We start from the raw sequence: 13,186 nt of genomic DNA, 5'->3' as shown, positions 1-13,186 counted from the left end.
CGGGGTAGTGGTCAGGCCAGAGCCGCGTACTGTCCATCGTGGTACAGCAGGGGGCTGCCGTCGCCGATCTGGGCTTCCAACGGCTCGGCGAGGACGATCACGTGATCGCCGGCGGGGATCCGCGCCGAGACGTGACACACCAACCAGGCGAGGCTCCGGGGCAGCAGCGGCACGCCGTACGGCCCGGGGCGCCAGCCGGTCGCGGCGAAGCGGTCGATGCCGCGGGTGGCGAACGTACGCGCCAGATCGGCCTGCCCGGCGTCCAGCACGTGCACCGCCACGTGTTCGGCCTCCCGCAGCATGGGCCAGCTCGACGAGCCTCGGTCGACGCAGAACGACATGACCGGTGGGCGCAGCGACACGGAGGTGAACGACGTCGCGGTGAACCCGAAGGGCCGACCGTCGCCGGCCGCCGTCACCACTGTCACAGTTGTGGCCCAGCGGCGGAGGAGGCGGCGCAGATGCTCCGCCCCGACCGTCTCGTGAGCCGGCGACGTCACCTGGCCGGCTGACCCGTTTGCCGGGCCAGCTCGGCCAGGTGTCGCAGGGACCCGAGCACGTCCTGGCGGGGCACGCCGAAGTCGATCAGACAGGCGATCTCGTCGACACCTATCGCCTCGAGCCGGCTCACCATGTCGGCCCCGTCGGCCACAGTGCCGAACAGGCCGCTGCTGGTGAAGTAGCGGTCGAAAGCGTGCGCGATGAGGAACTCCTTGTCCCGCTCCGGCAGCCGGTTCGGGTCGAAGCCGGGCGGCAGGATGCTCGCGGCCGCCTTGACGATCAGGTCGGCGGAGCTGCGCAGGTAGTTACTCATCGGCTCGCGGACCTGTTCGCGCACCTCGGCCCGGTCCGTGCCGATCAGCGTGTGCAGCATCAGCACGACGTGTCCCGGCGCCCCGCCCAGCTCCGACCGGTAGGTGGCGATGTTCTCGGCGAGCCGGGCGTGATCCTGACCGAGCATGTGGGTCAGCAGCCCGGCGCCGAGGCGGCCGGCGGTCCGGAACGTCTCCGGCGAGCCGGCGCTTGTCACCCACACCGGCAGTTCGGGCTGCACGGGCGCGGGGAAGATGCGGACGGCCCGCTTCTCCCCCGCGCCGTCGGGAAACTCGACCTCCTCGCCGCGCCACAACCGGCGTACGGTGTCCACGGTCTCGGCCGTCACGTTCTTGCGGTCGGCGTAGTTCTCCGGCCGCAGCACGAAGTCGGCCGCGTGCCAGCCGGACGCGAACGACAGCCCCACCCGGCCCTTGGACAGGTTGTCGACGACCGACCACTCCTCCGCGATGCGGGCCGGGTGGTGCAGGGGCGCCACCACGCTGCCCGCCCGGACGCCCACCCGCTCGGTCACGGCGGCCACCGCGGCCCCGGTGACCGCGGGGTTCGGGTACAGGCCGCCGAACGAGTGAAAGTGCCGCTCCGGCGTCCAGACCGCCGTGAACCCGTTGGCGTCGGCGAATCGGGCGCTCTCCAGCAGGAGGCGGTAACCGTCGTCGCCGGCGGCACCTCCGTCGGCGAAGAAGAACAGGCTGTAGTCCACCACCACTCCCGTCGGGTCAGAGCCGGCTGAGCAGAGCGTCGAGCCGGGATTGGTCGACGCGGGCGAGCGGGAAGTCGGTCGGCGAGTGCGTGGTCTCGGCCGGTTGCCGCGCCGCCTCGATGAGCGCCTCAAGTTCGGCGAGGTAACTGTCGGCCTGGACCTGCATGGTCTGCTGGTCGTGCCGGATCTCGCTGTAGCGCCAGCGGACCACCAGGGCGCCGCCGGCCAGCGACGCCTCGACAGCGATCGGGTACGGCCGTCGCCCACGAGGGCTGGCGTCCGGGCCGACCGGAGCGGACGCCGAGGTGAAGCCGGGCGGGTCGACGTCGCCGAGGTACGTGAAGGCCAGCTCGACCGGCACTGCGGGCACCGGCTCGGGGTCGAACCGCAGCAGCGACCATCCGACACCGTCGGCGGGCACCGCGCGCAGCGCCTCCTTGACCGCCTTCAGGCTCGTCTCGGGCGTGTCGTCCGGGTCGCCGGTCAGGGGCAGCGGATGGGTTTGGCTGACCCAGCCCACTGTGCGGCCCAGGTCGACGTCGTCGAACAGCGCCGCGCGGGCGGGCCGCTCGACGTCGACCAGATGCCGCCCGGCGCCGCTCCACGCGCGCAGGGTCCGGCCGAGCGCCGTGAGCAGCAACTCGTCGATCTCGCAGTTGAGCGCCTCCGGGGCTGCGAGCAGCTCGGCCGTCCGTGGGGCGTCGAGCGCCACGGTGATCGTCTGCTCGGTCGCAGCGGTGTCGGCCTCCGGCTCCGCCTGGCGGTCGGCCGGGACCGGGTCGCCGGCCGAGGCGACCAGGTCGGCCCAGAACGCACGTTGCTCCTGCACCGCGGGCGTACGCCCGTACGCGACCAGCCGGCGTACCCACGACTGCCACGACGTCGTCTTCGGCGGCAGCGCCACCGGCTCGCCGGCGGCCAGCGAGGCGAGGGCGCGGCCCAGGTCCTCGACCAGGATCCGCATCGACCAGGCGTCGGCGACCAGGCGGTGGGCGACGATGGCGAGCCGGTCCGGCTGGCCGCCGCCGCAGCGGAACCACGCGAACCGGATCAGCGGCCCGACGGCCGGGTCCAGACCTGCCTGGATCTCGGCGCCCACTTCGTCCATCCGGCGTCGTTGCGCCGCCTCGTCGAGATCGGTCAGGTCGTACCCGCTGAACGGTGTGAGGTCGCCGCGCGGGGCGATCCGCACGCGCATGCGGTCGGGGCCGGCCAGCAGGATCCGCTGACGCAGCCCGTCGTGGTGGCCCATCAGGTGTTCGACGGCCGTCTCGATCAGCTCCGGCTCGATGAGGGCGGGCAGATCCAGCACCACCGACCGGTTCCAGTGCCGTGCCTCCGCGATCGCGGCGGCGCCGAACCAACGCTGGCTCGGCGCGACGGGCACCGGACCGATCACGTCGGCCTGCTCGGCGTCGATGGTGGGCGCGGCGCTGGCCGCCACGGCCAGGGTGGCGATCGTGGGGTGCGCGAAGAGGTCCTGCGGGGACAGCCGCAGGCCCGCCTCCTGCGCCCGTGCGACGACCTGGATCGCGAGGATGGAGTCGCCGCCGATCTCGAAGAAGTTGTCGTCGACGCCGACCGGGTCGACGCCGACCACCGCCGAGACGATGCCGGCGAGCGTCCGCTCGATCGGCGACTGCGGTGCCGCGTAGGCCGGGCCCACATCGGGTCGGCCCTCGTCCGGCGCCGGCAGACGGTCCCGGTCGACCTTGCCGTTGGCGGTCAGCGGGATCGCGTCGAGTTGGACGAACGCGGCGGGCACCAGGTACGCCGGCAGCTCGCCGTCGAGATACCGGCGCAGCTCGCCGAGGTCGGGCATCCCGTCCGGGCCGGGCACCACGTACGCGATCAGGCGCCTGTCGCCCGGGGCCGGCTCGTGCACCGACACGACGGTCTCGGCGACCCCCGGGTGGCGGCTGAGCACCGACTCGATCTCCAGAGGTTCCACCCGGAAGCCACGGATCTTGACCTGCCGGTCGACCCGGGCGACGAACTCCAGGTTGCCGTCGACCCGCCGGCGGATCAGGTCGCCGGTGCGGTACAGCCGGCGGCCCGGCCGCGCCGGATCAGGGTCGGCGACGAAGCGGTGCGCGGTCAGGCCGGGCTGTCCCACGTAGCCGCGGCCCACGCTGACGCCGCCGATGTACAGCTCCCCGGTGCCGCCGAGCGGCACCGGACGGAGCCGGTGGTCGAGCACGCGCAGGTCCGCCGAGGGCAGCGGGGTGCCGATCGGCAGGTTGGGCCAGTCGACCACCGGCCCGGCCGGGTCCAGGCGGAAGAACGTCGAGGTGACCGTCGTCTCGGTCAGCCCGTAGCAGTTCATCAGCGGTACGTCGAGTTTCCTCCACATGGCCAGCCGGTCGGCGAGGACCGGCTCGCCACCGATGATGACCAGGCGCAGGCACCGGGGCAGCCGCCGGCCGGTCCGGTCGAGTTCACGCACCCACTCGTGCCAGTACGCGGTGGGCAGCTCGATCACTGTCAGCCACTCGCGCTCGATGAGGGCTGTGAGATCCTCGCCACCGCTCAACAGCGACCGGGCCGGGATGACCACGCAACCGCCGGCCAGCCAGGTCGGGAACAACTCCTCGGCGAGCACGTCGAAGCTGGGCGAGGCGAACTGCAGGAACCGGTCGCCGGCGCCGAGCCCGAGCCGGTCCACCACGTCGCGCGCGTACGTCACAAGGGACCGGTGTTCGATCACTGTGCCCTTGGGTCGCCCGGTCGAGCCGGACGTGAACACCACGTAGGCCGGTGCGTCGGGATCCGGTCCCGGCAGGTCGGTGTCGGGGCCGCCGGCCCCGTCGTCCACAAGCACCGTGTGGTCCACCGAGCCGGCCCCGATCGACGCCAGCCGTTCCTCGGAGACCAGCACGCGGACGCCCGCGTCGGCGAGCATGCCGGCGATGCGCTCGGCCGGATAGGCGGCGTCGATCGGCAGGTACGCGGCGCCGGCCTTGAGCACGCCGACGATCGACACGGCCAGCCGGGGCGAGCGGTCCACAAGGATGCCCACAGTGGTGTCGCGGTCGACACCGAGCGCTCGCAGCCGGTGGGCGAGTCGGTTGGCGGAGCGGTTCAGCTCGTCGTAGCTGGTCGGGACGCCGTCGTGCACCACCGCCGGAGCGAACGGGGCCTGTGCGACGCGGCGCTGGAACAGCTCGACGAAACCCGGCGCATCGTCCCGGGCGGCGTCCGGCGTCTGCTCGACCGCCGCCGGGGATGCCGGTGCGACAGCCAGCGGCAGGTCGCCCACCGTCGTGTCGGGCGCGTCGACGAACGCCCGCAGGATCCGGACGAACTGATCGGCGAGCACCTGCATGGTCTCGGCGTCGAACAGCTCGGTCATGTAGATCCACTGCAGTCGCAGCGTGTCGCCGTTCGGGTCGGCGTCCAGCGTCAGGGGCGTGGCGGCGATCAGGTCCGTCTCGATCGTCTCGGCGCTGATGCGCAGGCCCGGGACCTCAAGGTCCCGCTCCGGCGTACGCACGTCGAGCCACATGTCGAACAGGGTGGCGGACGCGGCCTCCAGACCGAGGCCGAGCCGGTCCAGCATGCCGTCCACCGGTAGATCCTGGTGGTCGTAGGCGGTCACCACCGTGTCCCGGGCCTGCCGCACCACAGCTGCGAGGGTCTGCTCGTCGGTGAGCCGCATCCGCATCGGGAGGGCCCCCACGAAGCAGCCGATGAGAGGTTCGAGTTCGGCCCGGTTGCGGCCGGCGACGTTCTCGCCGATGACGACGTCGTCGCGGCCGGTGTACCGGTGCAGCAGCACGGCGCAGGCGGCAAGCAGGAGGATTCCCGGCGATGCGCCCTCGCGCTCGCCCAGGCGGCGCAGGTCGGTGGAGACCGCGGCCGGCAGCTCGGTGAGGTGGGACGCCCCGGCGAACGTCGGACGCGCCGGGTACGGCCGGTCGGTTGGCAGCCCCAGTCCGGCCGGGATCCCGGCAAGGGTCTCCTGCCAGTGCCGGGTCTCGTCGTCGATCCGCTCCGCCTCGACGGACCGCTGCCAGGCCGCGAAGTCGCCGTACTGGATCTCCAGCGGGTCGAGTGGGGCGCCCACGTAGAGGGTGGCGAACTCCCGGACCAGAAGGCCCACCGAGAACGCGTCGGCGGCCACGTGGTCGGCGGTGATGAAGACGACGTGGGTCTGCTCGGCCAGGCGGAACACGCGGACCCGCAGCCGCAGCGGCTCCCCGGGGTCGAACGGCATCTGGACCTCGGACTGCCAGCTCTCGCGCAGCTCGGCCCGCTGCTCGTCGTCGGCCAGGTGCGACAGGTCGACGATGGGTACCGGCACCGACGTGGTCGGGTGCACCACCTGCGCCATGGTCCCGTCGGACTGCATCTCCACCGTGGACCGGAGTATCTCGTGCCGTTCCACCACCTCGGCGAGAACGCGGCGAAGCAGGTCCTCGTCCAGTTCACCCTCGACCCGGAACGCACCCGGGATGGTGATCGACTGGAACTGGGCGAAGGTCCACTCGCGCTGCTGCTGGATCGCCAGCGGTGTGGGCCGGTCGCGGTCACGCGGCTTGATGGCGGTGCTCACCCGGTGACCACGGGCGGCGGCCATCTCGGCGAGGCGTTCCTCCAACCGGGCCCGCTGCTCCGGCGAGAGGGCTGCGATGCGTCGTTGCAGATCAGTCATTGGTCATCCCGTCCCTGTGTCGTCCCGCGGCACTCGTTCCAGCGGGTCGAGTCCGGCGGTCGACGAATGCGTCCACTCCTCCGTCGCCCGCAGCCGCGCCAACGCCATCGCCAACGTATGCGGCAGCCCACGGGCCTTCCCGTCCTCGTTTCACGTGACAGATGCGGCACCACCGGGCGTCCTAGGGTCAGCGACATGAACCCCTTCGATGACCCCGACGGCACATTCCTCGTGCTCGTCAACGATGAGGATCAGCACTCGCTCTGGCTGGCGACGCTTGCCGTTCCGGCCGGTTGGCGCGTCGTGCACGGCCCGGACGGTCGTCAGGCCTGCCTCGATTACGTCGAGGCGAACTGGACCGACATCCGTCCGCGCAGCGCCCGCCGCGACACAGCCACCACGAGCTGATTCCGGTCCCCGCGATGACCCAGCTGCAGGACGTCGACCGGCGCTGGTTCAAGCGATTCGGGCGCCGCGAACAACCGTCCGAGGTCCGGCTACTGTGCTTCCACCACGCCGGCGGCAGCGCCGCGATGTACCGGAAGTGGCCCGGTCTCCTGCCCGCGTCCGTCGAGCCGATCGCTGTGCAGTTGCCGGGACGCGCCGACCGGTTCGGCGAACCGGCGTTCGACCGGATGGCACCACTCGTCGACGCGCTGGTGAACGCGCTGCTGCCGCTGCTGGACCGACCGTTCGCCTGCTACGGCGTGAGCATGGGGTCCCGGGTGGCCTGGGCGCTCGCACACGCCCTGCGCGAGCGCGCGATGCCGATGCCCTTCATGCTCTTCCACGCGTGCGACGTCGCACCGGTAAACGACGACGACGTCTGGCCGTGGGAAGGACGCACGGACGGGCTCGAGGGCTACATGCGGGAGATGGGCGGAACGCCGCCCGAGGTCCTCGCCGAGCCGGAGCTGGTGCGGGCGCTGGTGCCCACGTTGCGTGCCGACCTCACAGTGCTCAGCACACACGGGTTCCGTCCGCACACGCCGCTCGACGTGCGGATCCGCGCTTTCGCGGGCGCCGAAGACTGGACAGCGCCTCCCGATCAGATGGCGGGGTGGCAGGCCGAGACGACAGCCCGGTTCGACCTGGACGTCGTCCCGAGCGGGCACTTCTTCGGCCCGGAGGCCGAGCAGCAGGTCATTCGGAGAATCGGCGACGACCTCGTCCGGGCACGCTGACCCAAGGAGCAGCGGTGAGCGACAACCTTGTCGACCTGGCCACCACGGATCTCACGTCGGACCGGGTTCACCGCGCCCGCCGCCGCGGCACCACAGTGACGCGGCGAGCGCCTGACGACCTGGCCGACGCCGCCCGCGGACACGCCCAGCGCCACGGCGTGCCCTGCTCCGCCCTGTGGCAGGCCGCGCTGCTGACCGTCCTGCACCGGTACACCGGAGAAACGGATCTGGCGATCAGGTCGGGCGGCGCGGTGTGGCGCGCCGACCTGAGCGGCGACCCCGGCTTCGCCGAGCTGACCGCGCGCTGCCACACCTCAGCCGGCACCGATGCGCGGTTCCAGGCTGGCCTGGCCGGGCGCGACGCAGCAGCAGGAAGCCCGTTCGACCTCGCGCTCACAGTGGGGTCCACGGACCTCACACTGGAATGCCCGGCGGACCAGTCGGACGAAGGCCGGGCCGGCCGGTTGCTGGATCATCTGACCGCGGCGCTGGCCGGTGGGCTGGCCGACCCGCACCGGCCGGTCGCCGCCATCGACATCCTGCCGGCGGCCGAACGGAACCTGGTCCTGCACGGCTGGAACCCGTCACCCGTTGCGCGCACCCCCGGCCTGCTGCACCACGTCACCCTCGGCCACCAGCCGGACCGCGTGGCCATCCGGTTCGCCGGCGTCGAACTGACCTACGACCAACTCGAACGCCGATCCAACCGACTGGCCCACGCCCTGCACGGGCACGGCATCGGCCCCGGCCACATCGTCGGGCTGCTCCTGGACCGCGGCATCCACCTGCCCATCGCCCAACTCGCCGTCATGAAGGCCGGCGCCGCCTGGCTGCCGCTGGATCCCCAACATCCGCCGGCCCGGCTCGCCCTCCTGGCCACCGACGCTGGCACCAGGCTCGTGATGACCACCACCGACCTGGCCCCGGCGGCCCCCACCGACATTCCCCACTGGAACCTCGACGACCGCGACGACAGCGGCCCTGACACCCCACCTGAGATCGACGTCCGACCGGACGATCCGGCGTACCTGCTCTACACCTCCGGGTCCACCGGCACCCCCAAGGGCGTCCTGGTGCCCCACCACAGCGCCTACTCCTTCTGCGAGACAGCTGTCCAACTGTTCCGCACCACCCCCGCCGATCGGGTCGCCCAGACCTCCAACCCGGCCTTCGACGCGAGCATCTGCGACTGCTACGCCACACTGCTCGCCGGCGCGACAATGATCAGCGCACCTCGCGAGACCATCGCCGACGCGGCCGCGTTCACGACGCTCATCCGTGCCGAACAGGTGACGCTGTCCTTCATCTCGACAGCCGTTCTGGCACTGCTCGAGCCCGAAGACTTCGCCGGCACCGCGCTGCGCGCCGTCTGGAGCGCGGGCGAGGCCCTGCCGCCCGAGCAGGCCAGCCGTTGGTCGCGGCCCGGCCTCGAACTGCACAACTGCTACGGGCCCACCGAGACCACAGTGGTCGTCACCGACTACCTGTGCACCGACGAGCCGCTGACCGGACCGACCCCGATCGGCACCGCCCTGCCCAACCACCGCGCGTACGCCCTCGACGAACACCTCCGCCCCACCCCGATCGGCGTACCCGGACAGCTGTTCGTCGCCGGCACCGGCGTCACCTACGGCTACTACGGCCGGCCCGGCCTCACCGCCGAACGCTTCCTCGCCGACCCCCACGCCGACCAGCCCGGACAACGCATGTACGCCACCGGCGACCTCGTCCGCTGGCTCCCCGGCGGCATCCTCGAATTCCTCGGTCGCCGCGACCGCCAGGTCCAGATCCGCGGCCAACGCGTCGAGCTCGGCGAGATCGAACACACGCTCAGCCGCCACCCCCACGTCCGCCAGTGCGCAGTCCTCCTCCACGACGCGACCCACCTCGTCGCCTATCTCACCGGCGAACCCGACCTGGACGACGTGCGCCGGTACCTGGCGGACCGGCTGCCCACGTACATGATCCCGACCGTCCTGGTCACGGTGCCCGAGCTGCCGCTCGCACCGAACGGCAAGCTCGACCCCACGCGACTGCCCGAGCCGACGACACCTCCGGCCACCGGGTACGTCGCGCCGCGCACCGACACCGAACGCTGGCTGGCCGCCGTCTGGCAGGAGGTCATCGGGGCGGAGGAGGTGGGTGCCACCGACAGCTTCTTCGACCTCGGCGGCGACTCGCTGCACGCCATCCAGCTCGTCGCCCGGATCCGGGACCACCGCAACGTCGACCTGCAACCACGCCACCTCTTCGCCCACCCTGTGCTCGACCAGTTCGCCGCCCTCCTCGACGAGGCCGCTCCCCTGGCTGTCGACGAACCGATCACGCCGGTGCCGCGCACCGGGCCGCTGCCCTGCACACGCCAGCAGGAAGGGCTCTGGTTCCAGCACCAGTTCGACCCCTCGTCGGCCACGTACCACATCGGGTTGCGGCTCTGGGTGCGCGGCGAGCTGGACGTGGCGGCGCTCGGCCGGGCGGTGCACGCCCTCGTCGTACGCCACGAGGCGCTGCGGACCCGGTTCGTCGACAGGGGTGGCCTGCCGGAGCAGGTGGTCGACGACCCGCGGCCGATGGCCCCGCTGCCGGTGGTGGACATCGAGCCGGCCGCCGTCGAGGCCTGGGTCGCGCGGGAGATCCGCCGGCCGCTGGACCTGGCCGCCGGGCACCTGTTCCGGTGCCCGCTGGCCCGGATCGCGGCCGACGAGCACGTACTCCTGATTGTCGTGCACCACATCGTGGCCGACGGGTGGTCGGCGCGCATCCTCGGCGCCGAGTTGTCCCGGCTCTACGCCGTCGAGGCCGGCGTCGCCGACGAGGCGCTGCCGGCGCTCGTCCTCCAGCCGGCCGACCACGCCGTCTGGCAACGTGACAAGCAGCGCAGAGCCGAACTGGAGCGCCAGGTCGGCTACTGGCGGGACACCCTTGCCGATCTCCCTACCGTGGACTTCCCGACCGACCGGCCCCGGCCGACCCACCGCACCGGCGCCGGTGTCACCGTGTCCCGGCGCCTGCCGGACGACGTCGCCACCGCCGCCCGCGCGTACGGCCGGACCCACCGCGTCTCGTTCCTCGCGGTCCACCAGGCCGCGCTGCTGACAGTCCTGCACCGCCACACCGGGCAGCACGACCTGCCGATCGGGTCGATCTTCTCTGGACGCACCCGTCCCGAGATCGAGCCGCTCGTCGGCTTCTTCGCCAACCCCCTCGTGCTGCGCACCGATCTCACCGGCCGCCCCACCTTCGCCGACCTTGTCCGCCGCTGCCACGACACGGTCCTCGACGCCGGCGCCCACCAGGACGCGCCGTTCGCCCTCGTGGTCGAGAGCCTGCGACCGGAGGTGACGGGCCAGACCAACCCGCTGTTCCAGATCAGCCTGTCGCTCCAGCCACCGGGCACCTCCCTGCCCGGCCTGGCACTCGCCGGGGCGACAGCCGAGGCCCTCGACGTCAGCACCGGGTACGCCCGCTTCGATGTCGCGCTGGCCGTCATCGACCTGGCCGACGGCGGGCTGGAGCTACAGGTGGAGTACTCCACCGAGCTTTTCGACGCCGACCGCATCGACCGCCTTGTCGAGCAGTTCACCACAGCCCTCGCCCGCGGGCTGGCCGAGCCGGACCGCCCGACCGACGAGATCGACGTCCTGCCACCGGCCGAACGGGACCGGGTACTGCGCGACTGGAGTGCCCGCGCCGCCCTCCCGCCCGGGGTGGGAGCCGCTGCCGGGACCACAGTCGTCACGGACACGCCCGGAAGGCGCCTGTACGTCCTCGACGCCGCGCTGCGTCCGGCGCCCATCGGCGTCCCGGGGCAGCTGTACGTCGCGGGCACCGGCGCGGCGCAGGGCGACCCCGACCGGCCGGCGCTCACGGCGTGCCGGTTCCTCGCGGACCCGTACGCCGACCGGCCCGGCGAGCGCATGTACGACACCGGCGACATCGCGCGCTGGCGCTCCAACGGCGTGCTGGAGCACCTCGGTCGAGGTGACCGGCAGGACGAGGGAACGGCACGGCAGGACGAGGGAAGAGACCCGCAGGACGGGCACGGGGCCGGGCAGCCCCGACCGCCGGTCGTCGACGCGGCCGTCGCCCCACCACCGCCGGCGCCCCGGGGCGAGCTGGACGCCGAGATCGCCGAGCTGGAACGGAGACTTGCCGAGCGGGCCCTACTGGAGCGGCTGCTCGAGGAGAAGCGGGCCGCGAGGGCGCGGCGGGACGCCGCCCGCCGGGTGGTTCCGGTGCCCCGCGACGGGTCGCTCGTGTGCACGTACCAGCAGGAAGCGATGTGGTTCGAGCATCAGCTCGACCCCGACTCGCCGGTCAACCACATCGCGTTCGCACTGCGGTTGCGCGGCGCCCTGGACGTGGCGGCGCTCGGGCGGGCGCTGCACGCCCTGACGGTGCGTCACGAATCACTGCGGACCCGCTTCGTCGCCGAGGACGGCAGGCCCCGCCAGGTGATCGATCCGCCGGCGGACGCGCTGCCGCTGCCGGTGGCCGAGCTGGACGCCGGGACCGTCGAGGAGTGGGCGGCGGCCGAGATCAGCCGGCCCATGGACCTGACCGTGGGCGGGCTCCTCCGGACAGCGCTGGCCCGGCTGAGCCCCGACGAGCACGTGCTGGCGCTTGTCATCCACCACATCGTCGCCGACGGCTGGTCGGCAACCATCCTCTCCGACGAGCTGACCCGCCTCTACGCGGCCGGGACCAGCGGGGCGCAGGCACGGCTGCCGGAGCTGGCAGTGCAGCCGGCCGACTACGCGGTGTGGCAGCGCGCCCGGCTCGACGGTGGCGAGCGGGAGCGGCAGCTCGACTTCTGGCGCGAGACACTTGCCGACCTGGCCACTATCGACCTGCCCACGGACCGCCCCCGCCCACTCAGCCCGGCCGGCGACGGCGCGGACCGGTGGCGACATGTGCCCGACGATCTGGCGCAGGCCGCCCGGGAGTACGCCCGCGCCCGCCGGGTTTCGCTGCTCACCCTCACTCAGGCGACACTGCTCACCGTGCTGCACCGCTACACGGGGCAGACCGACCTACCCATCGGGTCCATCTTCTCCGGCCGGACCCGTGCCGACACCGAACCGATGGTCGGCTATTTCGTCAACGCGGTGGTGCTGCGCACCCGTCTCGACGGTGATCCCAGCTTCGACGGGCTCGTCGGCCGCTGTCACGAGACCGTCCTGGCCGCCACCGCCCATCAGGACGTCCCGTTCGGCCTCGTCGTCGACGCCCTGCACCCCGAGCGCGTTCCCGGGCGCAACCCGCTGTTCCAGGTCAACCTGTCGCTTCAGCCGCCTGCCGCCGCACAGGGTGACCTGACGCTGGGCACCGTCACCGCCGAGCCGATGCCGGTCTCCGGCGGCCACGCCCGCTTCGACCTCGCCATGGCGGTGATCGACTCGCCGGACGGCCGCATCGAACTGGGCGTGGAGTACGCCACCGATCTGTTCGATGCCGACCGCATCAACCGACTCCTCGACCACTTCCTCACCGCGCTCGCCAACGGACTGGACCGACCCGAGCAGCCCGCCCGCGAGGTCGAGATCATGCCGGCCGCGGAACGCCACCAGGTGCTACACGGCTGGAACGACACCACCACCGGATACCACCACGAACCCCTGCACCACCTCGTCGAACGCATCGCCGAACACACCCCACACGCCATCGCCGTCATCGACCACGACGGCACCCACCACACCTACCGCGACCTCGACACCACCGCCAACAAACTCGCCCACCGCCTCCACCACCACGGCATCACCCCCGGCGACCACGTCGGCGTCTGCCTCCCCCGCAGCATCCACCTCGTCA

The 13,186-nt window shown here is 72.3% G+C and carries 6 protein-coding genes; 3 read left to right on the top strand and 3 right to left on the bottom strand.

Annotation, left to right across the window (positions count from 1 at the left end; all coding sequences use genetic code 11):
- Positions 1-11: 11 nt before the first annotated feature.
- The 3 genes from ADK66_RS20785 to ADK66_RS20775 are packed head-to-tail and all read right to left on the bottom strand — an operon-like array spanning position 12 to position 6,191.
- A complete protein-coding gene (locus ADK66_RS20785) occupies positions 12-500 on the bottom strand; it encodes a flavin reductase family protein (RefSeq protein ID WP_053657867.1) in 489 nt (162 codons plus the stop codon).
- Positions 497-1,537 carry a MupA/Atu3671 family FMN-dependent luciferase-like monooxygenase gene (locus ADK66_RS20780; protein WP_053658298.1) on the bottom strand — a complete coding sequence of 347 codons (1,041 nt, stop codon included), beginning with the start codon at positions 1,535-1,537 and terminating at the stop codon, positions 497-499. Before ADK66_RS20780 ends, ADK66_RS20785 begins: the two co-directional genes overlap by 4 nt.
- Before the next feature lie 16 nt (positions 1,538-1,553).
- Positions 1,554-6,191 carry a non-ribosomal peptide synthetase gene (locus ADK66_RS20775; RefSeq protein ID WP_053657865.1) on the bottom strand — a complete coding sequence of 1,546 codons (4,638 nt, stop codon included), beginning with the start codon at positions 6,189-6,191 and terminating at the stop codon, positions 1,554-1,556.
- A 195-nt stretch (positions 6,192-6,386) separates the two neighbouring features.
- On the opposite strand from ADK66_RS20775, the gene ADK66_RS20770 reads away from it, so the two are divergent.
- The 3 genes from ADK66_RS20770 to ADK66_RS20760 form a co-directional block, all read left to right on the top strand.
- Positions 6,387-6,599, top strand: coding sequence for an MbtH family protein (locus ADK66_RS20770; RefSeq protein ID WP_053657863.1), 213 nt, complete (start codon positions 6,387-6,389; stop codon positions 6,597-6,599).
- Between the two features lie 14 nt (positions 6,600-6,613).
- A complete protein-coding gene (locus ADK66_RS20765; RefSeq protein ID WP_053657860.1) occupies positions 6,614-7,375 on the top strand; it encodes a thioesterase II family protein in 762 nt (253 codons plus the stop codon).
- A gap of 14 nt (positions 7,376-7,389) precedes the next feature.
- Positions 7,390-13,186: non-ribosomal peptide synthetase (locus ADK66_RS20760; protein ID WP_197281596.1), on the top strand; the 5,797-nt coding region annotated here is incomplete at its 3' end.

The organism is Micromonospora sp. NRRL B-16802 (assembly GCF_001279555.1).
Taxonomy (GTDB): Bacteria; Actinomycetota; Actinomycetes; order Mycobacteriales; family Micromonosporaceae; genus Micromonospora; species Micromonospora profundi.
This window is presented reverse-complemented; position numbering and strand designations above follow the sequence as displayed.